Source organism: Acinetobacter sp. YH12226 (genome assembly GCF_013417805.1).
Taxonomy (GTDB): Bacteria; Pseudomonadota; Gammaproteobacteria; order Pseudomonadales; family Moraxellaceae; genus Acinetobacter.
Genome location: NZ_VPDG01000019.1, coordinates 26184 through 48506 on the forward strand (window position 1 = coordinate 26184; position 22323 = coordinate 48506).

A 22323-nucleotide genomic window follows, 5' to 3' on the forward strand; every position below is an offset into this window, starting at 1 on the left:
TTACCATAATTTTTCAGGGTAAAAATTGATTTTCAGGTTTCGTTCTAACTTGAGCTTGAAGTTTTTAGGCAAACCAAAATATTTTTTATAAGTTCTTTGAGTCAATTTTTTAACACAACGCTGCGGTTTTGACTCCACTCTCATATGTTCTGATAACTTCAGACTTAAGGCCTCGGACAATTGAGTAAAAAAACAAGTAAATAGCACAGCATGCACCTCTTTATGTTGGTGCTTTTTAACCTCTTCAGTTTCTTCAGGAGCTACATCAATTGTATCGAGTAACCACTTTAAAATTTCAAATTCATCAACGTCTTGATTGTCTTTTGCTGCTTGGTCAAGCATTCTTTTGATTTCATCATCCATCTTATTTTTAAGATCCAATACAAAATCTTGAATAAAATCTGGTAAATCTAATATCAAAACGTAACTTAACTTGGTGAAAACTTCAGTTAGAACTTCAGGTGTTTTTTTTGCATGCCCAATTTTTTCTATCATGACTCTCTCAATCGATACTGGCTATACAAGCTCAATACAGTTGAAATGGTTAATTTCTAAATTTACTACTTAGGCCCAACAGAATATCTTTAGCCTAAAAATACCGATTATGATGTTATATGTTTATATCCAGCTAACACAGAACAGCTCAATGAGTTAACGTGATATATCACGTAATAACTTTACCATTTGATTTTCCAATATCAAAGTATCGCGATGTCTGTATAAGGTTTATCAACAAATCAAAATATTTAAAATTAGGCTCTAGACTAGCAGATTTGCACTTAGTTTTACCTAATGAGGTCCCACAACTCTGTTGCTAGCTCATTAGGCTCCCTCATCCAGCGCCATTCTGTTTCTTTAAGATGATAATCAAAATACTCTTTTGATATACCGTTGAACTTTGCTAGCCTTCTTTTACAAAAGCTCCAGAATGACCCTATTCCATTTATATGACATTGTCCTCTGGCAAATTCATTCGCTCCATGATTTACTCTAAAATGCTTTGAGTAACCAACATCTACCAAACCATTGTATCCACGCTAACCATCACTATAAATTACACTTTCAAGTGCAACTTTACCTAAGATAACTTGTTGTAATGTAGTCTTTTTACAATCAGGGACTATTTCTGTATAAACTCGACCATTCCTTTCAAATATTCCAAATACAGGTTGTTTTAAAGTACCTCGACCTCGCTTCAACTTCCCATGAAAACCACGTTGTCTTTTTGCTCCAAAATAGCTCTCATCAATTTCAATAGAACCTACAAACTTTGCTCTTAAATCTGTTTGATGATCGTAGATTGCTTCTCTAAAAAGCATGTACCAATAGTTGATGGTATTACGGTTCAAGTTAAGCAATAAGGCTGTTTTAGAAGCAGGAATATCAATGCAAAAGCACTGAATAATTTTTTTAATCTTATAGTTACTTAATTTGCTGTTTTCTATCATGATTCTAGACTAACATATCTATTCTGCTAGTCTAGAGCCTTGCTATTTAAATATTTTAAGATTAATCAATGAGTTTCTGCATAAGCTGGAAATTTTATCGCAGCAACCGATGCTGCAGTTTAATCCGCATGCGCGTCTGTTCAAATATCGCTTAATTGCCTATTTAAAATTACTGGAACAACGTCGCACCCAAATCTTTGTGATTTTTCATGATGAGTTTCACTATCAGCAACAGGTGCTGGCCCTTTCAGCACCTACCCAGGAAATTAGAGAGCTTCTGAATGACACGCTTGAACAAACTCGCCAGATCCAGCAGCAAATACGCCAGTTAGAACGTGAAATACAAAATACCGAAAATCGCGGTTTTCTTAAACGGCTGTTTAAAAAACCTGAAAATCATGAATTAAAGATCAATGAACTCAAAAAGAATCTGACTGAGGTTCGCGATCATTGCTATCTCAGAATGATTGCCATGCAAAAGCAGGCCACTCAGGAAAGTGTGTATCTGGAAGCCAAGAATTTAATTCCGGTGATTGACGCTAAAGTGCGCCATTATGCTTTTGCCAATGGTGAAAATGGGGTGACACGTTTGCCACTTCTATTACAGTTACCCGAAGACCGGAATAGCTTCAATATGCAAAGCATTCTCGTGGCTTTAAATTATGAATTTCTGCTTTCTGCGAAAAGTTGGGGAATGTCAAAAAAGGCTTAGACAGGACTGAGGATATACACGTTACTCCATCATTAAAGAGCTTCTGTTTACTGCTCATTTAACAGCCTTTCATCCTCTTCACATTCTGTTCACGACTTTCGGCCTAAAGTATCAGCATAGACCTAATACGGATAGCCAATATGAAACATGTCAAAAAAATACTGCTAGCTACCTTGTCCTTACCGCTACTAGTTTTAGCTGGATGTAAAAGTATTCCTAGCTATTCAAGTGATTATGCAAAATCCAGAAACCAAATTCAGGGAACTGCGCTGGATCAGGCTAAAGCCCAAGACATCGGCATACGCTTTACCTCAGCATTTAATACTTTGGGTACACCTGCATTTATTGAACGAGCCGGATCACTCTATGCCGATCAGCTGTTTATTAACGATACCTTATCCCAATTTTCATCACGTCAAAATCTACTCCAACATTTTCAAGGGATGAACAAGCGTGTCAGTAACGTGAATGTCAAACTATTAAATACCTCCTATTACCAAGACTCTGCCTACGTGCACTGGCATATGACCTATGACTTTAAAATGTTTGGCACGACTCGAACTATGGATTCTTTTGGGATCAGTGAAATCAAAGTCAACAGAGACAATAAGATTATTTTCCAGCAGGATTTCTGGGATCCGGCCAATGGCCTGTATCGTTCTTTACCTTATGTTGGAGGAGCCTATTCATGGGTACTGCCATTCAAAAAGTAGTATTAAGTACGGGACTACTGATGCTCTGCAGTTTCAGTTCATGGTCACATGCCCAGAATATGAATCAGTGTGGTCGTGGTCCACTTTTGGTGGCTCAGAAACAGGTTGGCGTCGCCCGTTATTATGCTCAGAACTGTACAAAACCCTGGCAAGGCCAGAATATGCAGATTGATTTTTCCTATACACAGAATATTCCGGAATGGGCTTTCAAGCGTGCAGCGACCCATTTTCTGAAGCGTAATGAGCGAGAGTCTAAACACTTAATAGTATTAGATAGAATTACTCAGCTTTATAAGCCGGTAAAACCGGGTGATCTTTATAGTTTAAGCTATCAAGCCGAGACACAGACCCTGACCTTGATGCTGAATCAGCAGGTACTAGGCAATCTTCAGCATCCTCTAGCACAACAATATTTTAATATCTGGCTGGGTTCGCAGCCATTTAGTGCTAAATTAAAACAGCAATTATTGAATTAGTCTCTGCCGCTATGTCGAAACATTTTATCCTGATGGTCGAAGACCATTATGAACTGGCCTCTACCTTATGCGAGTTTCTGGAAGAACATGATTTTGTAGTGGATCATGCCCGCAATCTGAACGCTGCACGCCAGCTACTGAAACAGCAGCGCTATCATATTTTGCTTCTAGACATTAATTTACCTGATGGTTCAGGTTATGAACTGTGTGAATGGCTGCGTCATGAGGAAGGGTTGGATTTACCCGTACTGATGTTGACGGCGCGCGATACGCTGGATGACAAACTCAAAGGTTTTAATTCCGGCACGGATGATTATCTGGTTAAGCCCTTTGATTTTAACGAGCTGGTGGTTCGGGTCAAAGCTCTGATTAAACGTTCTTTAGGTGAGGTATCCAGTGGCCGGCTACAGATTCATGATCTGATTTTGGACCCGGCCAGACAGCAACTGACGCGAGCCGGCCAGACCATTGAATTACCCCCTATCCAGTTCAAACTCCTGAAATTGTTAATGCGTCATTCACCTAAGGTCCTAACCAAACAGGAAATCATGATGGAGCTTTGGGGAGATGCAGAACCGGAAAGCGATGCCCTGCGCAGTCATATCTATAATCTGCGTAAAATGGTTGACAAGCCTTTTGAGCAGAAACTGATTCATACCATCTCCGGTGTCGGTTTAACGATTGCTTTAGAAGCCTAAGCTTTTCAGGCGAAAACCTCGTTCAAATACACCACTACAATCAGTCCGGTGGTCATTGTCAGATCAACATCCTGATGGGTGCTAAGATAATATTGCCGGTCAAACAGTTCCACCCGCCAGCCCAGCTGCTTGCACAGTTTCTGTACCAGTTGCAGACCAATGCCGTGCCCTTTGATTTCTAGTTGTAGTTGCTGGTCGGACAGTTCCTGAACTTTGGAGTTATTCGGTAAGGGAATACCCACTCCATTGTCAGCAATCAGCACTTTATTTTTTTGCAGAATGACATCAATTTCCGTGCCTTGCGAATAATTCAGTGCATTGCGCAGGATATTGCCAAACACCATTTTGGTCATTGACGGGTACATTTTACGCGGCTGTTCATCCAGGTCTTTTTGTAGGTCGATCTGCATGCCTTTGTTGTGGCTGACACTGTCCAGATCCTGTACCAGATTCTCCAGACATTCTGACAGCATAGTGGGCTCGGCTATCAGGGTGTTGGTGGTATTTCGGGCGATGGCCAGTAAGGTATCGACCAGCAGCTGCATGTCTTCAATAGTGTTGTGCAGGCGGGTAAAGGATTTGTTGTTACCATAGCGTGCCTGACACAGTTGCACATTGCCTTTTAAAATCGTCAATGGGGTGCGCAGTTCATGACTGACATCACCGGTAAACTCACGTTCACGCTGAATAAATGCACTCAAGACCTGATGGTATTTTTCTAATGCCTGCTTCAGGTATTCAGCTTCCAGATTGGAATCAGTGCGAATGTCCTGAAAAGGTGAAGCCTGATTTTTCTGATGTTCCCAGTCGATATGTTCCAGCGCATTGGCCAACCGGGTAATCGGAGAAAAATAACGTCTGGCGCGACGGTTCCACCACCACAATACGCTGTACAGCACGAACAAACTGACCATCAGTGGTGCCAGACCAAACAGCCAGACCAGTTTGTTGACGTTACTTTCGCCAAAGACCAGCAGCACATGCTGCCGATTTTTTTCACCGTAGACGGTCATGCGCTCTTTACCATCGACAAAATGCCGATTGACGCCCTGCTCGAACTGCATGTGCTGAAACTGCATAGGAGGGGTATCATACCAACGATAACCATATAGGTTTTTGGTGTCGGGAAGTTCGGCGGCCGGATTGCGTTCCAGCCGCTGCCAGTAGTGTGACATTTCCTGTTCCAAGGCGGTGCGCAGCAAAAAGCCTTTAATCACCCAGGCACTACAGGCAATGCCAATCACCACCGACAAGGCAATGAATCCGATTTGCAGCCAGTAGTAGCGGTTAAACACCTCACCCAGAGGATGATCGCGTTTGTCCCTAAACAGCTTTAACATTGATCAATTCCCCGTTGGCGCATCCGATTCAGCGTTTAATTATACGGCTTTCTTTTTAAACAGAAAGTGGCCGATCACCCACTCGTGTCCATGGTCATAACCGAATAATTCGGCACAGGCCATAAAGAAAATCCGCCAACGTTGCCACCAGATGGTAGCATCTGCGCCATAGGTCTGTTCAAACAGGGGCTGCAGCTCGGCCTGCTTTTGGTCCATATTCTCCAGCCAGGCATTTGCGGTGCGTTCATATTGGGTGCCGGCCCATTGCCAGTGCTGTTCCAGCTGCAAATGCTGCTGGAAATGCAGGAAAGTTGAAGCTGCCGGCATCAGACCGCCACTAAAGAAATATTTCGACATCCAGTCAAATTCATTTTTAACTTCAAATGGATAATGCAGGAAACGGTGACAGAAAATATGGCACCAGAGCAAGCCATCGTCTTTCAGCCAGCTGCTGATATTTTCAAACAGTTTCTGGTAGTTGCGCACATGCTCAAACATTTCCACCGAAACCACACGGTCAAAAGCAGCCGGTTCCAGTTGCAGTACATTGACATCACAGGTGACCACTGTCAGGTTCTGCAGTTTTTTCAGACGGGCCTGTTCCTGAATATACTGGCGCTGGGTTGAGGAGTTCGACACTACGGTAATCCGGGCGTTAGGATAATGCTCGGCCATATACAGACTGAGTGAGCCCCAGCCACAGCCAATTTCCAGAATATCCTGCCCGTCCTGTAGTTGCGCACGCTGGCAATAGCTGGCCAGTGCGGCTTCTTCCGCCTGATCCAGTGTGGTATGGTCATGTTCAAACAGGCTGGCGCTGTATTTCAGCTGCTTGCCTAGCACCGCCTGAAAAAATGCGGTGGGCAGTTCATAGTGCTGTTCATTGGCTTTGTCGGTCTCGATGGCAATTGCGCTGTTTTTCAGCATATGCAGCACATCCATATAACGCTGTGCCGCCAGTGCCGGGTCAAAGCGCCCTTCCTGTGCCAGACGTTTTTTGCTTAAAGTGCGAATGCCTGCGCGAATCACGGCATCGGGCAATTTACCCTTTTCAACCAGTTTTAAAGATTGTTGAATCATAAAGTCCATGTATTTACCTACTCTTTGGGTGGCCACGGAATAAACATTGAAGTTCGTCGTTGATAAGCTTTGTAATTTTCGCCGCGATGGGCCAGTGCCTGTTGTTCACTAAACGGAATGCCGGTAATGTAGTACAGAAACAACCACATCAGCAGCGGATAGAGCCACAGTTCATAGACTCCTGCCGCTAGACCGAGAACCGGATAGGCAAACCAGTGTAACCATTCAAAAAAATAGTTCGGATGACGTGAGTATTTCCATAAGCCCCGATCCAGGGTTTTGCCCTTATTCTGGGGATCCAGCTTGAAGCGGTAGAGCTGCTGGTCGGAAGTACTCTCCCCGATCAGCGCCAGCAGCATGATCATGCCTGCCACCAGTACGGCATAGGGGGTCCAGTCATTCCACTGCTGGACCGGAATATTAAGCAACTCCAGCATCGGATAGGAAAACAGTGCCACCAGCCCGGCCTGAAAAATAAAAAAGGCCAGAAAACCGAGATGCTGATAATCTCCCATGGCCCTGCGCATATTGGCATAGCGGGTATCTTCTGCAGTTTCACTGGCATAACGGCGCAGCAGATGCCAGGTCAGGCGTAAGAACCAGATTCCGCTGAACACGCCCAGAAATACCCGGATCAGCAGCGGTGCAGTTTCCATGACCCAAGCAGGGATGATGACATTGAGTGCAATACAGAAACTCCAGGCCACATCCACCAGTCCGGCACGCTGGTTATAGGTCACTAGCAGCCAGCTACAGAACATGATAAAGACATTCAGCACCAGTAAATTCAGCAGCATAACAGCCCTCCTCTTTTATCTTGGCTTAGTAAGCACTGGCTTCGAATAACAGATGCACATCACTGATTACGCCTTCGCGGAAACCACCTTCGCAATAGCACAGATAAAAATCCCACATACGGATAAAGGACTCATCAAAACCAAGCCCCATTACCTGATCACGTTGCTCCAGAAAACGTTGGCGCCAGCAGTGCAAGGTTTGGGCATAACTCTGGCCGATATCTTCCAGATGCTTGAGACGCAGTTTTTGCTCGGAAGCTGCTTGGGTCATGACACTGATGCAAGGAATAAAACTGCCCGGGAAAATGTAACGCTTGATATAGTCCACGGTATTCAGGGCTTTGGCATAGCGGGCATCTTCAATGGTGATGGCCTGAATCAGTGCCAGACCATTCGATTTCAGCAATTCACGGCATTTGTTGAAATATATCGGTAAATACTGCTCACCTACAGCCTCGATCATTTCAATCGACACCAGCTTGTCATATTTGCCTTCCAACAGACGGTAGTCTTTCAGCTGGACATCCACGCGATGGGATAGTCCGGTTGCCTCTATTCGCGCGACCGCTTCATCATATTGTGCTTGGGAGATGGTAATGGTGGTTACCTTACAGCCATAATGCAGTGCTGCGTAAATGGCAAAACCACCCCATCCGCTGCCAATCTCAACTAAATGATCCATCGGTTTCAGCTGCAGTTTCTGGCAAATCAGTTCTTTTTTATAATCGGAGGCCTGTTCCAGACTCATGCCCGGTTCTTTAAATACCGCACTGGAATACATCATGCTGCTATCTAGGAACAGCTTGAAAAAGTCATTGCTCAGGTCATAATGCTCGGCAATATTTTTACGGCTGCCATCAATTGAGTTTTTGCGGGATTTGTACCAGGTCTTTAACAGGAACTGACTGGCCTTGGCCAGCGCATTCTGGTTCATCCGGTCCAGCACATCACGGTTACGCGCCAGAATGCGAATCACATTGACCAGATCTTCACTGCTCCAGTAGCCGCAAATAAAACCTTCAGCAGCACCGAGTACGCCATTACGGAACAGCAGATCCATCAGCCTAGCATCATGCACCTGAATCACGGCATACAAATCACTGCTCTCCCCCACAATCCCGTTCCAGGCGCCTTTAAAAATCAGCTGACCATGACGTAATTTCAGCAGATGGCGCAGTACCACCGGCATTGTGCTTTCTTCTCCCATAAACAGTGTTTTCATCGCAATGTGTTTCCTTTTTCTTTTTTAGGATGTCGGTAAAATGGAATTTTCTTCTTCCACAAGCGAAAGGCATGCAGATAAATTCCACCGACCATCCTGAAGGGCTCAAGAACTTTCAGCACAGCATAGCGATGCTGTTGTGAAGGAACTGTGATGGCTTGCAACGAAAATTGCATGGTGGCATCAAATTGCAAGATTCCTTGCTGAAACAGCTGCATATGAATCACATTGTTTTGATCGGAAAAGCTGAAGCGCCAGCGGTAATCCAGCGCCATCGGCATGAATGGCGACACATGAAAGGCCTTCTTGAAGTCAAACTGGTGACTCTGGTACGGTGCATATTCAGTTGCATTGTGCCGACAGTCGTGAATATAGACCTGACGTTCATTCCACGGTGTATTGGTAATTTCACTGAGGACAAAGATCAGCTGGTCGGTGGCATCAAAGACCAGATAAAACACCACAGAATTAAAGCGAAAGCCGAGTGTACGCGGCAGAGCCAAGACCCGGATGGATGCGGCATGCGCTAACAGGTAGTTTTCCCGCTTGATCAGCAGACGTGCGACCTTCTGCCGAATCGAACCACATTCCATGGTCAGAAAATCACGTTCGTCCAGAGTGAGGAAATTCCAGCGATTGCAAGACCAGAGCCAGGATTTTTGGGTAAAGCTTGAGAGCTGATCCGGATCAAAGTATAGATAGGTCAGCCGGGTCTTAAAAGCATGCGCTTTAGGCAAGAAACGGCGATGCCGGATTTCCGCAGAGGCAATCGCCAGTGGAAACATTTGCATCATATCCTCCTAGGCGGCCTGCTCGGTCTGTTTTAAGAGCTGATCGACCACCCACGCAGCGCTACGGGCACCATCTTCATGAAAGCCCCAACCCCAGTAAGCGCCACAGTATGAGGTGCGGTTCTGGCTATTGATCTCGGCCCAGCGTTCTTGTGCTTCAATCGCGGAGGCATCAAACACCGGATGACGGTAATGCCGTTCGACCCAGACCTTTTTAGGATCCAAGGCAAAGTTAGGATTCAGGGTGGCAAGAACCTGAGTCTTGCATTGCAGGTTTTGCAACTGGTTCATCCAGTAACTGAAACCATAGTGCATACCGCTGTGCTGGAATGGCGTCTGTTCAGCTGCCTGACTTGGGGTGACATGCACATGCCAGCTGGCCCATTGACGACGGGATTTGGGCATGATGCGGGTATCAGAATGCACCACCATGCGGTTAGCCTGATAGCGGAACTTGCCCAGCACGTCCAGCTCCTGCACTGTCGGGTCTTTAAGTAATTTCAGGCTGTCGTCAGCATGACTAGCAAAGATCACCCAGTCAAAACGCTCACTGCCCTGTGCTGTTTCAACCAGTACATCATTGGCACTACGGGATACCTGATGCACAGCAGTTTTGCGGAAAGTAATATTGGCCTGGGACTGAATCGCACGAACGTAGCGAGCCGATCCACCCTTGACTGTAAGCCATAAGGGCCGGTCTTTCAGTTGCAACATGCGATGGTGCTGGAAAAAGCTGACCACAAATTTATAGGGAATCTGTCCGGCTTGTTCCACCGGACAGGACCACAGCGCCCCACACATCGGATAGAGATGTTCCTGACGAAAGGCATCGCTATAACCATGTTGATTTAAATAATCATCAATACTGAGCTGTGTATCGACCTGTTCCACATCCAGATCTTTATTGGCTGCATAGAAACGGAACAGATCCGACAACATCGCGCGAAAATCAGTATTAAGAAAGTTTTGAGGTCGGAACAACAGCGAGAATTTTTTTGAAGGATTGTACTGTAAGCCACTGACCTGATTATTCACCGAAAAGCCCATGTCACTGCTTTGCGATTGAATCCCTAGTTCTTTTAGCATCGAGCAAAACAGCGGATAGTTATGCTCATTAAACACAATAAAGCCACTATCCACCGCAACCTGTTCACCCTCGATATTCAGCTGATGGGTATCGGTATGACCACCAAAGTAGTTATTCTTTTCAAAGACTGTGACTTCATGCACTTTGCTGAGTTTCCAGGCAGCGTACAGACCGGAAATACCTGAACCAATAATTGCAATTTTCATGGTGATTCCTTCGATTGAATCGTGTGAGTGTCGGCAGTAGCAGCTTTTTTATGTTTTCGAGCCTGAGCGATTTTACTGGCTTCATAAATCCGTGCCGGAATGGGCTTGAGGCCCCAGACCAGTCCCAGCCAGGACATGAGTTTCAGCAAGTAATAGGTCACATCAATCTGCCACCAGTAAAAACCCTGCCGGGTACTACCAGCATAGTAATGATGATTGTTATGCCAGCCTTCGCCTAAGGTGATGAGTGACAGAAATAAATTGTTACGGCTGTGGTCATCCGTCTCAAAATCACGGCTGCCATAATGATGCGCCAATGAATTGATGCACAAGGTCGCATGGATCAATAACACCGTGGAAACCATAAAGCCCCAGACCAGCAATTGCAGGCCGGACGTCCCGAGTTGCGGCCAAGTGATGGCCAGCCATTCGCCTAGTGCATAAATCCCGCCCGCAGTCAGCAACACCACAATCAAACTAAAACGGTCCAGCCAAATCAGTTCTGGATATTTCAGCCAGTCCTTGATCACCTCTTTACGCGTAGCAAAATTATATTCATTCAGAAACCAGCCGACATGGCTATACCAAAAACCATGCGTGGATGAATGCGGGTCTTGCAAGGTATCGGTATAGCGGTGGTGATAACGGTGATGAGCTGCCCACCAGAGCGGACCACGCTGCGCACTCATGGTGCCCAGTAATACAAACAGGAACTGTACCGGGCGCGAGGTCTGAAAAGTTTTATGCGACAGATAGCGATGAAAAAAAGCCGTGATGGAAAACATGCGGATCAAGTAGAATGCCAGCATAAAGCCCAGTGCAAACCATGACACACCCACCCAGAACACGGCGAGACAGGCCAGATGCAGCAAAATAAAGGGAAAAATACGGACCCACTGAATCTTGCTGTTTTCAGCAGTCAGTGCTTCAGGCTGTGAGGTTGTAGACCAGCTGTCTATCCATCGTATCAGACTTTTCAACATGGACTCATCCTAATTTTAAGTGACTGTCTTTATTCTATTTGATGAGTCTAATCAGTCAGATATGAATTTTCTGTGAAGTGAAAAAAAGCCGAACTGTAAGAGTCTAGGCAGTTCGGCCAAAGGGTAGCAGATTAATGCGGTAATTTGATTAACTTTGTGATGTCGTAACCATAGTGTTTCGCAGTCTCCAGATACGACTGGTAGGTGGCTTCATCCAGTTGCGGTTCACGCGACAAAATCCACAGGTATTTACTGCTTGGTCCACCTACTAGCGCCACTTTATATTCCGGGTCAACTCTTAACACCCAATAATGACCTTTGGTAAAAGGCATCCAGCGCAAACCTTGCGGCAAAAAGCTGACCTTGAGTTTGCTGTTCCCTTCATTTTGTGGATAGGCAATACCTTCGGAGCTGATCATCTCTCCACTGGCAATACGGCAGCTATTTAATACCCCCATAGTCTGGTTAGCATTGACCCTATATTGTGCAGTGATATTGGATACACACTTACGCTGAAAATACATTGGTAGATGCGCAATTTCATACCACTTGCCCGCATACCGTTGGATATCTACCTGATCGACTGCCTGAGGTGTAACCGTTTCAGCTTGCGTAGTAAAGCTTAAGCTGATTATCGCCAGCGTTGTCGCTGCCAAAACAGACTTGAATAGCATCTTCATTTTTTAGCCTTGTTTGATTTTAGGCTTAAGATAACTCAATAGCATGTGAACAAAGCGTGAAGACGAAATGATGTGATTCAGCAGGAGTACTGTTGAAAAAGCCCTAGACTGGTTTCCGGATTAAAGCCATTCTTTGCTGTCATCTGCCACAGGGGTACCATGCATCACATGCTGAATCATGGCATAGGCAATACTGCCCTTGAACGGAATTTCGGGTAACTGATCAAATTTGAAAAACTGCGCATCGCTCAGTTCATTTTCCTGAATTTGAATGTCCCCTGTATGATATTCCGCCTTGAAGGCCATCATCAGATTGCTGGGAAACGGCCACGGCTGGCTGGCCAGATATTGAATGTTTTTGATCTGCAGCCCAACTTCTTCTAGGGTTTCACGGCGGACTGCCTCTTCCAGGGTTTCTCCGACTTGAACAAAGCCGGCAATCAGACTGTACATTTGGGTTTTATTGCGGGCATTTTTTGCCAGCAGAATTTCATCTTCGCCCCGGGTAATGATGGTAATCACACAGGGATTCACCCGTGGATACTGGTTATAGCCACAGGATGGACAGACCATGGCATACTGGCTGGCGTGTTGCTGGGTGGCATGGCCGCATTTACTGCAAAAGCGGTGGTTACGGCGCCATTCCAGTAACTGTACCGCACGGCTGGCCTCTTCAAATTGTGGTCTGTTCCAGACTTGCACTAGTTGTCGGATCGGAACCAGCTCATAACCTTCAGGCACCGGTTCGTCTTCTTTCAGGTCACGAGCAATGATCTCGCCATTTTCCGTCAAGTTCAAGTCGTGCTGCAGTTTGGCTACCTGCGGCAACTGAAAATGCTCATCCACCAGTAATTGCTGCTGTCTAAAAATATACGCTTTTGAATGCATGCTCGTGAGAATTCCCTGATTAAAAAAAATCCCATACTGGGGATGTATGGGACAAAACTAAGGAAGTTTACATGGAGTAACTTCTATTTAGATACTAGGCGCACGTTGCCTGAATTACAACCATAATAATTTGTATCTTTTTGATTAAAATCACATAATTTTCACAACAATTATGTCTTCAGGAATAATGCGAAGCGAATTTCATCAACTGGATGTAGCATTATAGAGATGAACACTCTGTTATTGTAGCAATCATGATTCATGTGCAATGTCAGCAGATCATCTGGTCGGGTTGAATTTACTGAACATGCGGACTGATCTGTGTTTTCACAAAAAATTGAACTGTCTGGCTTTACACTAGACTATCTTTGATCGGGTCTGGAAGGGCTATGCGTTTCGGTTTAATTTTAGGTGACCAGCTTCATCATCAGCTCGCTACGCTTAAAGCGCTGGACCGTACCCGGGATGTGATCCTGATGGCCGAAGTGGTTGAGGAAGCGACTTATGTCGCCCATCATCCGCAGAAAATTGCCCTGATTTTTAGCGCAATGCGGCATTTTGCCAAAGAGCTCAAAGCGGAAGGCTGGCGTGTACGTTACCATGCTTTTCAGTACGGCAGTCCGATTCGTAGCCTGCTGGATTTCGTACAGGCACAGCAACTGCTGTTCCCCGTCACAGAATTGGTAATGACCCGATGCGGGGAATACCGCCTGCAGCAGCAGATTGAAAAGCACTGGAGCCAGCAGCTGCAACTGCCGGTACAGTGTCTGGATGACGATCGTTTTTTCTGTAGCCCGGAGCAGTTCCGGCACTGGGCCAGCCGCTACCAGACATTGCGCATGGAATATTTTTACCGGGAAATGCGTAAACAGACCGGTTATTTGATGCAGAGACAGCAGCCGCTTGGACAACAGTGGAACTATGACAGCGCCAATCGCAAGGCATGGTCAGGCACTCCACCATTGCCTCCAACACTTCATTTTGAACGCGATCAGATTGATCTGGATGTAATGCAAATGGTTGAGCGCGAGTTTCCGCTTCACGCTGGCAGCCTTGACAACTTCCGCTGGGCCACCACGCGCAATGATGCGCTGCGCGCGCTGCAGCATTTTATTGACCACAGTTTGCCGCACTTTGGCGATTATCAGGATGCCATGGTTCAGGGTGCAGACACGCTGTTTCACAGCCTGCTCTCGCCTTATCTGAACTGCGGCCTATTGCTGCCCCGAGAAGTCTGTGATGCCGCAGAAGCGGCTTACCATGCTGGTCATGCGCCACTGAATGCCGTGGAAGGGTTTATTCGGCAGATTCTGGGCTGGCGCGAATATGTCCGCGGGATTTACTGGCTGAACATGCCCGAATACGCCAGCCGCAACGTGCTGCAGCACTCAGCACCGCTGCCGCAATTTTACTGGACCGGCCGTACACGGATGAACTGTATGACGCAGTGTTTCCGCAATACCTTTCAGCATGCCTATGCACATCATATCCAGCGTCTGATGGTGACTGGCAATTTTGCCTTATTGAGCGGTGTTGATCCCCATCAGATCAGTGAATGGTACTTGGCGGTGTATGCCGATGCCTATGCATGGGTAGAATTGCCGAATACGTTGGGCATGGTGATGCATGCCGATGGCGGCTTGATGGCTAGCAAGCCTTATGCCGCTTCGGGCAATTACATCCATAAGATGTCGGATTACTGCAAGCACTGTAGCTACAGTGTCAAAACCCGCACCGAGCCGGACAGCTGTCCATTCAATAGCCTGTACTGGTATTTCATGATCCGATATGAAGCGACATTCCGTAATCATCCACGTATGGGCATGATCTATCGCCAGCTAGATAAACTTCAAGATCGGCCGCAGATCATCAGCCATGCCCAACAGCTTCTCAGCCAGATCGATGAGTTATAAACCATGAAAAAACAGCATCTCCCTGAAAAAACCTGTATTCACTGCTTGCGCCCTTTTACTTGGTGCAAGAAATGGCAACGCTGCTGAGAGGAAGTCAGATACTGTTCTGAACGATGTAAACGTGAGTCTAGACGGCGGTCAAAATCAAACGCTTAGAAACGCTTGTATTGCCGTGAACAATAGGCTCGTATCACATCGGGTGAACGCAGTTGCAGATGTTTAGTTTTTCGGCCGGTGACTCGTTCACGCCACATTTTAAAACTCGATGCTTTCATATTTTTCCGCATCAAGCGAATCACTGCAGTTTCATTTAAGCCAAACTCACGCTGGATGGCTTCAAATGGGGTGCGATCTTCCCAGGCCATTTCAATGATCCTTGACAGATCTGCTCCCGCATATTCAATTACTTTACGCACCACATACCTCTGCTTACTTTCATTTTTAAAATAAAAATTGAGCGATAAAATTTAACGCTATCTCTCTGTATCTGGGTCAGATCAAGTTGACCATACTCATCTTAATAAAACGAAGATGAAGATTTTGTGATTTTTTACGTGGATTGTATGTTGTTGCTGTCCTATCGGGCCTTCGAGCTCAGCCTGTGGTCCAAATACCTGTGATGTGGGTCTAGGATTTTAGACCATGCCTATAAGTGATAATCTACTCCCCAATAAGCATGGGAAATGCTTGTTTTTGGAGTCAAGCATGACACGAAGAAAACGTCGTAATCATTCAGCAGATTTTAAAGTTAAAGTTGCTCTCGCAGCAATTAAAAGGCGACCACACACTCGCTGAACTTTCTACTCAATTCGATTTACATCAAAACCAAATAATTGATTGGGAAAATCAACTGCTTGAGCAATCAATCAGTATTTTTCACGACCAACAGCACAACAAGAACCTGAGATTGACCTCAAAGCTCTACATGCCAAGATATGACATCAGGCATTGCAAATTAATCTTTTAGAAGGTGCACTCAGAAAAATAGGGCAGCTGAGCGGCAAAAAATGATCGATAAGACCCATCAACTTTCGGTACGACAACAATCGCAATTGATTCAAATCAATCGCAGTACGTTGTATTACAAGCCCAAAGAGATTTCATCAACTGATTTGAGTTGGATGCGTCTGATCGATGAAATTCATCTCGACTACCCATTTATGGGCAGTCGAATGATACGAGATATGCTACAGCGTCAAGGACATCAAATAGTCGGCGTAAAGTCCGACGTTTAATGCGCTTGATGGGAATACATGCCTTGTATCCCAAACCCAATACCAGTAAGCCTAATCTTGCACACCGTATTTTCCCATATCTGTTGAAAAACATGGTCATAGATCACTCTAATCAAGTCTGGTGTACAGATATCACGTACATTCCTATGGCTAAAGGCTTTGTCTATCTGTGTGCAATTATAGATTGGCATAGTCATAAAGTACTGGCTCATCGTGTATCGATCAGTATGGAAACAGACTTTTGCATAGATGCGTTGCAAGAAGCAATTGCGAAATATGGTTGTCCAGAGGTGTTTAATACAGACCAAGGCAGTCAATTCACAAGCAAGGCATTTTTGAATGAGTTAAAATTGCGAAATATCTGTATCAGTATGGATGGGAAAGGACGGTGGATAGATAATGTGATGATTGAGCGGTTATGGCGTAGCGTGAAGCATGGGGAAGTCTATTTGAAGGCTTACGATACGGTTAAACAAGCGAAACAATCAATTGCTGAATATTTGGATTTTTATAACATGATACGTCCTCATTCAAGTTTGAATAAGGCAACACCAAATGAATTTTATGATCAACATTTACTAAAATGTAATGGCAGCATAATTTAAATATTTAGAGCGGATTTATCACTTATAAAACTAAATTGAGTGGTCTAATTAACGGAACCACATTAATTTGTATTCAATCCATGTTGCAAAGCGACTGAAGCAATTGAAACGTCCGGTGCTTTACAAGCCTGAACGATCTGCTGTTTAAATTCAGCACTGCATGTTCTTCGATTTTTCTCAAGAGATGTGATGGATGTCTGGTTATTTGCAGTCATAAATTTAGTCCCCACTTGTTTTTAAGTAGGGACTAAATTAAGGCTTATAGGATGAGTTCATAAGGTGTGTTCAGCGAACGCTTACGTTTTGAATAGATTTAAGAAATTAGGCAGACCTCATACCCAAGTTGTCACTTGAATTTGTATAACTTAGGGAAGATCTACCTCTAAAGCCTTTATGCAACAGAGTCGTTTTTATCCTAGGGTCCTTACCACTTGTATTCTTTACGAACATATATCTAAAAAAGTGTAGCAAGTTGCTACACTTTTCGCTAGATCAGCTCTTTACCAAAAATATCATTCAGTCTTTCACGAATACTTTGAACGAATTCCGGATTGTTTTTAAGTTTATGCTTCATATTTCGTTTAAAGTCATTCAGCCCCATACCAATTTCAGCAAAATCCATTTGGAATAAAGTGTCATTAATGACAATATTTGCTTGAGAGTCAGTGAGGCATCCTACTTTTTTAAACCACTTCTTGAACTGCTGATAATTTTCATCATTATTAAAAATATACCAAGAACGTACATTCGTATCGAATTTAGCCCCTAATTCTTTTACGGATGCATTGTCTTCAAATGGAACATCAAGATAGATTTTTTCGATCACTGCAATTTCATCCAGTGCCTTATCAGCAATCCGATGATGCAGTTTAAAATTCACACCTACAATTGGACGGCCTTTCTTAACGGTTTCATACTCTAATTGTAGATCTGTATTTTCGTTAATTTCTGCCACTATTTTGTCTAATACATAGCGTCTAAAATCTACCCAGCGATCATATTTGGTTTCATTAATATCAATCAGTGCTTTCAAGTTTTCTAAAAGTAATGGCACTTCATAACTCTTTTGATTGGCGTACTTAAATTCGTTTTTAATGAAATAAGTATAAAGACTCATACTGGCAACAGAATCTAGGGCAAAAAGATGTTTTAGCTGATAGGTAGTAAAATTACCCCCAGCCAGTTGAGTGAAATACGGCAACACCTCACTGGTAAAACGAATCTGAATTGCATTTTTAGAGTCATCTTCCCATCTTAACTCACGGATAATGGGAACGACAGAATGTACTTTTTTAGTCTTTCTCTTACCATTATCAGCAGGCTCCTCAATAATAAAATGAGCTACTCGGGATGAAAGCTCTTTATAGATCCGATCTATTGCAACATTAATTGAATTACGTTTATTTAATCCTAGTAAATCTGCCAAATCATCCTTATACAAATAAATATAAGTTTGTTCGGTAATTTCACTATTTACCTTATTTTTCTCACTATAATTCGCAACCGCCATTGCATATAGAAGTGCCTTATATTCATTGGATGACAACTCGATTGGGCGAATTAATCGGTTACTGGTACTGACAACGCCATTATGGCGAATGTTGCCTATACAGTAGGGAATATAATTCGTTTCTTCTTGCAATGGTTCAGATTCTGTCATAACCGTGATATTTATAATTTGACTTAGTTTTTATATACAAAAGTGGAAAAACTTTCAAGACTTTCACCACAAGATTCTAAAAGTGGAAGGTCCGTCATCAAAAAAAAGCGTTATTATCCGGTTTTTTGCCTTTAAAGTGGAATTAAATACAATATTTCCACCCTACAGTGACAGACCTTCCACCTTTAGCCCCCGAAATTACAGTTTAGAATGACTATTTTTATTTTTTCACCCACATTCAGATAGGTTAAATTAAATAGAAACCCTGATGTGACAAGGCTTCCACCTTTCAGTTAGATTCGAAAGGTATAACTGCACATATAATCATCAGGAAATATCCAATAAAAACAGATTATCCACAGGTTAAAAATATACAGTGACAATCATTCCACCTTTAAGGCTTAGTTACGAGACTTTATTAACATATTAAATAATTGTTTTTTAAATTATTTTTAAATAAAAATAGCGGTTTAAAAAATAGCAGTGACAAACCTTCCACCCTAGTGACAGACCTTCCACTTTAGAGTGACAAACCTTCCACTTTAGAGTGACAGACCTTCCACTTTAGAGTGACAGACCTTCCACTTTAGAGTGACAGACCTTCCACTTTAGAGTGACAAACCTTCCACCTTTAAAACTCTAAGCATTTGTTTTATAAAATAAAAATACACTCTTAATTATTAATTAGCTAAATAACTAATTATTCTAATTATTAATTAAGCTAGCTTAGTTAAAGATTTATTTTTAAGCTGTTTTACATCTGAACAAATAGGATTTATAAATTTTAAAACTATAGTAAGATGAGTGAAAGTTATTTATATTACTAAACATTCAAATACGGAAGCATCTGACACGCATGTCTGCAAAAATTATTACTGTTGCTAATCATAAAGGCGGATGTGGCAAAACAACGACTGTTGTGCACCTAGCCTCAGAACTTGCCAATCTGGGCAACAAGGTTTTAGTCATTGATTTAGATCCTCAAGCAAACGCAAGTTTACACATTGGGATCCAACATCCAAGCGAAATTGTTGTGACTACAGCAGAATTACTAGTGGGCGATATTTCGTTGTTGGCAGATGCATTACAAGAAGAAACGAACTTTGAAAAAGTATCATTAATTTATGGTTCCTTGAATTTAGGAAAAACTGAAGACCAACTAAAAGAAGAAGCTCCCCGTCCTTCTGAAGAGTTAAATATCAAGTTAGAACTGTTAAAAGATCTTTATGATTTTATATTGATCGACTGTCCACCTAGTCTTAAATTATTAACCAGCAATGCCCTGGCATCTTCAACACATGTCATTATTCCTATCGAATCCGGATCACAATATGGATTGTATGGGGTAACAGATCTTTTAAATCATCTTGAAAAGATCAAACGTATTAATCCAGATTTAGAGCTTTTAGGCGCTTTACTAATTAAGCATGATGAACGTCAGAATGTCTGTAAGCTGATTCGGAATGAAGCCTTAAAACAGGTAGGAAAACTTTTAGAGACCACCATTCCTCAAAGTACTAAAGTTAATCAAGCAGCGATTCTGCAACAATCACTTTTGAATGTAGAAAAAAATTCAAAAGTACGTAAGGCTTTTGAAAGCCTTGCCAATGAAATTGTAGCTAAAGTTTAAACCTGAGAGTATTATGGCAAGCACCAAAGAGCTTTTAGCTCAGAAACTGAAACAGAATACAGAAAAACATCAGCAAGCACAGAAAGACAATATTAGAGAGCTGAAAGAGTTTAGACGTAATGTTCCTATTGAGGATATTAGCCGCAATCCAAACCAGCCGCGTAAATTATTTGAAGAGTCACAATTAAAAGAACTGGCGGATTCCATTAATGAAGTCGGTCTGTTGCAGCCCATTACAGTGCGTAAACTTGATAATCTGAAATATGAACTCATTGCAGGCGAGCGGCGCTTACGGGCGCACCATTTACTCGGCAAGTCTGTGATTGAAGCGATTATCATTGATGCGAATAATGTAGAAGCATCTTTGTTAACCTTAGCAGAGAATTTAAAGCGTCAGGACCTGACAGATTATGAAATTTTTATTGGCCTGAACTCACTTGATGAGAAGTTAAAGAAAAACAAGCAACGTTTAGCCAATTCACTGGGTTTAAATCGCGAAGATATGTACAAGTATTTAGCATACGAAAAACTGCCTCAAGTAATTTTAAATGACCTTGATGTGGAACCAGGCCTACTAGGTCGTACTGCTGCAACTGCATTCAAAAAATTTCTGTCGGATCATATAGAGCAACTTTCTGAGGCCGAAAAGGCTTTGCTAGGGGCTTGGGAAAAAGTAAAAGACAAAAAACTAGAGCAAAGTAAAGTTACTGCCTATGCTGAAAAAATATTGAGTCAGGATCCAGGAAAACTGACCACAACATCTGTGGTTAGAAAAATTGAATATGCAGGTAAGATTGCGGGGAATATCAAACTCAATCAAAAACAGCTTAAGGTTTCTCTGAATATCTCGGAAATTGACGAAGCTAGTCTCTTACAACTAGAAGATTTTTTAAAACAGCTTATTCAGAAAAGTGAAAAAGTGTAGCAACTTGCTACAGTTTTTTTGACAATCTCAAACTAGGGCGTGTTATCAATTAAGCCAGAAAGATCGCTGATAAGAAGTTTTGAGCCAATTTATCATAGCGTGTGGCAATAGCACGATACTGCTTGAGCTTGGCAAAAAAGTTCTCGATCAGATGTCTTGCCTTGTAGAGATGTCGATCATAATCACGCTGATCAATAGAATTACTTTTCGCTGGCATCACAACTTGACCCTTCGCCTCTAAAATTGGATCAATGACCCGATCCCTAGAGTTGTAGGCTTTATCCATAAGCCAGATCTGGCTCAACGATAAGTCCAGCAACACATCTGAACCATTTAAGTCATGGACCTGCCCATCAGTGAGATAAAATCCTGTCGGGTTGCCTAAAGCATCAGTACGGGCATGAATTTTGGTGCTTAAGCCCCCTTTACTGCGTCCAATCGCCTGATTTTTTCCCCCCAGCGCTGTGTTGATGAGCACGTACAATGGTAGAGTCTAACATGGCATATTCATTATCACTGTCATGTGACAGTACTTCAAAGACTCTCTGCCACACACCTGTTTTAGCCCAACGACTAAAACGAGTATGCACGACTCTAAAATCACCAAAGCGTTCTGGTAAGTCTCGCCACGGGATACCTGAACGATACTGAACCGTACTGGGTTTATCGGAGACTTTTTTATTTAAGTTAGGCCACCTGACCTAACGGGTTAATCTTATCATAGTACATTGCTTCAAACTCAAAAGGTGATACAACCCAGTGCACTGTGTACACGCTTTTTATTGAACCAATCTACCCAGTTTAGTGTCGCAAGTTGTACATCTGCTAAACCTTGCCAATCTGCTTTTAGATATTCAATCACCTCTGTTTTGTATAAGCCATTCACCGTTTCAGCCAGAGCATTATCGTATGAATCACCAGTTGTACCGACTGATGCTCGTAAATTTGCTGTTTCTAAACGATTGGTATAGCGAATAGAAAGATATTGAACACCTCTATCGGAATGATGAATCACATTCTTTGGCATGCCTCGATCGTGCAATGCATTGCTCCAATGCATCGAGCACCATATCTGTATTCATTCGTGTAGATACTTTCCATCCAACTATTGCTCGTGAGAACACATCAATAACAAATGCGGTATATACCCAGCCTGAATGAGTTTGAATATAGGTAAAGTCACCCACCCATAGTTGGTTTGGATGATCAGCATTAAAATTACGTTTCACTAAAT

At 43.2% G+C, this 22323-nt stretch carries 20 protein-coding genes and 5 pseudogenes; 9 read left to right on the top strand and 16 right to left on the bottom strand.

The window, feature by feature from the left end; all coding sequences use genetic code 11:
- Positions 1-495 (bottom strand): transporter, encoded by a 495-nt coding sequence (locus tag FTV08_RS13695; RefSeq protein ID WP_145758465.1) that lies wholly within the window; start codon positions 493-495, stop codon positions 1-3.
- Between the two features lie 290 nt (positions 496-785).
- Positions 786-1448: pseudogene (locus FTV08_RS13700) on the bottom strand (IS1595 family transposase).
- 109 nt (positions 1449-1557) lie between these two features.
- Here FTV08_RS13700 and FTV08_RS13705 point away from each other — a divergent pair.
- The 4 genes from FTV08_RS13705 (at position 1558) to FTV08_RS13720 (ending at position 4047) form a co-directional block, all read left to right on the top strand.
- Positions 1558-2160, top strand: a complete 603-nt coding sequence (locus FTV08_RS13705) for a hypothetical protein (RefSeq protein WP_257221248.1) — start codon at positions 1558-1560, stop codon at positions 2158-2160.
- Positions 2161-2300: 140 nt separating this feature from the next.
- On the top strand, positions 2301-2873 hold the full coding sequence (locus tag FTV08_RS13710) for a nuclear transport factor 2 family protein (RefSeq protein WP_180038963.1): 573 nt from the start codon (positions 2301-2303) through the stop codon (positions 2871-2873).
- The gene (locus FTV08_RS13715; RefSeq protein ID WP_180087511.1) at positions 2849-3349 is read left to right on the top strand and encodes a chalcone isomerase family protein; all 501 of its coding nucleotides are present in this window, start codon (positions 2849-2851) and stop codon (positions 3347-3349) included. The genes FTV08_RS13710 and FTV08_RS13715 overlap by 25 nt, the downstream gene beginning before the upstream one ends.
- Before the next feature lie 11 nt (positions 3350-3360).
- Positions 3361-4047, top strand: coding sequence for a response regulator transcription factor (locus FTV08_RS13720; RefSeq protein WP_180087512.1), 687 nt, complete (start codon positions 3361-3363; stop codon positions 4045-4047).
- 5 nt (positions 4048-4052) lie between these two features.
- Here the strand turns inward: FTV08_RS13720 and FTV08_RS13725 are convergent, their stop codons facing one another.
- The 9 genes from FTV08_RS13725 to nudC all read right to left on the bottom strand — a co-directional run bounded on the left by FTV08_RS13725 (position 4053) and on the right by nudC (position 13121).
- Positions 4053-5387, bottom strand: a complete 1335-nt coding sequence (locus tag FTV08_RS13725) for a HAMP domain-containing sensor histidine kinase (RefSeq protein ID WP_180087513.1) — start codon at positions 5385-5387, stop codon at positions 4053-4055.
- 39 nt (positions 5388-5426) lie between these two features.
- Positions 5427-6476 carry a cyclopropane-fatty-acyl-phospholipid synthase family protein gene (locus tag FTV08_RS13730; protein ID WP_180087514.1) on the bottom strand — a complete coding sequence of 350 codons (1050 nt, stop codon included), beginning with the start codon at positions 6474-6476 and terminating at the stop codon, positions 5427-5429.
- Between the two features lie 8 nt (positions 6477-6484).
- A complete protein-coding gene (locus FTV08_RS13735; protein WP_180087515.1) occupies positions 6485-7264 on the bottom strand; it encodes a DUF1295 domain-containing protein in 780 nt (259 codons plus the stop codon).
- Positions 7265-7289: 25 nt separating this feature from the next.
- Positions 7290-8486 carry a cyclopropane-fatty-acyl-phospholipid synthase family protein gene (locus tag FTV08_RS13740; RefSeq protein WP_180087516.1) on the bottom strand — a complete coding sequence of 399 codons (1197 nt, stop codon included), beginning with the start codon at positions 8484-8486 and terminating at the stop codon, positions 7290-7292.
- The gene (locus FTV08_RS13745; RefSeq protein ID WP_180038956.1) at positions 8483-9277 is read right to left on the bottom strand and encodes a DUF1365 domain-containing protein; all 795 of its coding nucleotides are present in this window, start codon (positions 9275-9277) and stop codon (positions 8483-8485) included. The genes FTV08_RS13740 and FTV08_RS13745 overlap by 4 nt, the downstream gene beginning before the upstream one ends.
- Positions 9278-9286: 9 nt before the next feature.
- Positions 9287-10570, bottom strand: coding sequence for an NAD(P)/FAD-dependent oxidoreductase (locus FTV08_RS13750; RefSeq protein WP_180087517.1), 1284 nt, complete (start codon positions 10568-10570; stop codon positions 9287-9289).
- Complete coding sequence (locus FTV08_RS13755) at positions 10567-11553, bottom strand: acyl-CoA desaturase (protein ID WP_180087518.1); 987 nt, start codon at positions 11551-11553, stop codon at positions 10567-10569. Before FTV08_RS13755 ends, FTV08_RS13750 begins: the two co-directional genes overlap by 4 nt.
- Positions 11554-11684: 131 nt before the next feature.
- Entirely contained in the window at positions 11685-12233 is a 549-nt protein-coding gene (locus tag FTV08_RS13760) for a lipocalin family protein (RefSeq protein ID WP_180087519.1), read from the bottom strand.
- Positions 12234-12353: 120 nt separating this feature from the next.
- Complete coding sequence (gene nudC / locus FTV08_RS13765) at positions 12354-13121, bottom strand: NAD(+) diphosphatase (protein ID WP_180087520.1); 768 nt, start codon at positions 13119-13121, stop codon at positions 12354-12356.
- Between the two features lie 389 nt (positions 13122-13510).
- Here nudC and FTV08_RS13770 point away from each other — a divergent pair, with 389 nt between their 5' ends.
- Both FTV08_RS13770 and FTV08_RS13775 read left to right on the top strand, forming a co-directional pair.
- Positions 13511-15034: a cryptochrome/photolyase family protein gene (locus FTV08_RS13770; RefSeq protein WP_180087521.1), complete on the top strand. Its 1524-nt coding sequence runs from the start codon at positions 13511-13513 to the stop codon at positions 15032-15034.
- A gap of 3 nt (positions 15035-15037) precedes the next feature.
- A complete protein-coding gene (locus FTV08_RS13775) occupies positions 15038-15121 on the top strand; it encodes a DUF2256 domain-containing protein (protein WP_180087524.1) in 84 nt (27 codons plus the stop codon).
- Between the two features lie 65 nt (positions 15122-15186).
- Here FTV08_RS13775 and FTV08_RS13780 read toward each other — a convergent pair whose 3' ends face one another.
- On the bottom strand, positions 15187-15438 hold the full coding sequence (locus FTV08_RS13780; RefSeq protein WP_373683236.1) for a TIGR03643 family protein: 252 nt from the start codon (positions 15436-15438) through the stop codon (positions 15187-15189).
- Between the two features lie 301 nt (positions 15439-15739).
- Here FTV08_RS13780 and FTV08_RS13785 point away from each other — a divergent pair.
- A pseudogene (locus FTV08_RS13785) lies at positions 15740-16874 on the top strand (IS3 family transposase).
- A gap of 65 nt (positions 16875-16939) precedes the next feature.
- On the opposite strand, the pseudogene FTV08_RS16310 reads toward FTV08_RS13785, so the two are convergent.
- Positions 16940-17089: pseudogene (locus FTV08_RS16310) on the bottom strand (transposase); the annotation flags it as partial.
- A gap of 272 nt (positions 17090-17361) precedes the next feature.
- On the bottom strand, positions 17362-18534 hold the full coding sequence (locus FTV08_RS13790) for a replication initiation protein (RefSeq protein WP_180038949.1): 1173 nt from the start codon (positions 18532-18534) through the stop codon (positions 17362-17364).
- A gap of 856 nt (positions 18535-19390) precedes the next feature.
- On the opposite strand from FTV08_RS13790, the gene FTV08_RS13795 reads away from it, so the two are divergent.
- Both FTV08_RS13795 and FTV08_RS13800 read left to right on the top strand, forming a co-directional pair.
- Complete coding sequence (locus FTV08_RS13795; RefSeq protein WP_004647772.1) at positions 19391-20164, top strand: ParA family protein; 774 nt, start codon at positions 19391-19393, stop codon at positions 20162-20164.
- 13 nt (positions 20165-20177) lie between these two features.
- A complete protein-coding gene (locus FTV08_RS13800; RefSeq protein ID WP_180087522.1) occupies positions 20178-21089 on the top strand; it encodes a ParB/RepB/Spo0J family partition protein in 912 nt (303 codons plus the stop codon).
- A gap of 49 nt (positions 21090-21138) precedes the next feature.
- On the opposite strand, the pseudogene FTV08_RS13805 reads toward FTV08_RS13800, so the two are convergent.
- Positions 21139-21739, bottom strand: a pseudogene (locus FTV08_RS13805) (IS5 family transposase); the annotation flags it as partial.
- 37 nt (positions 21740-21776) lie between these two features.
- A pseudogene (locus FTV08_RS13815) lies at positions 21777-22323 on the bottom strand (IS3-like element ISAba19 family transposase); the annotation flags it as partial.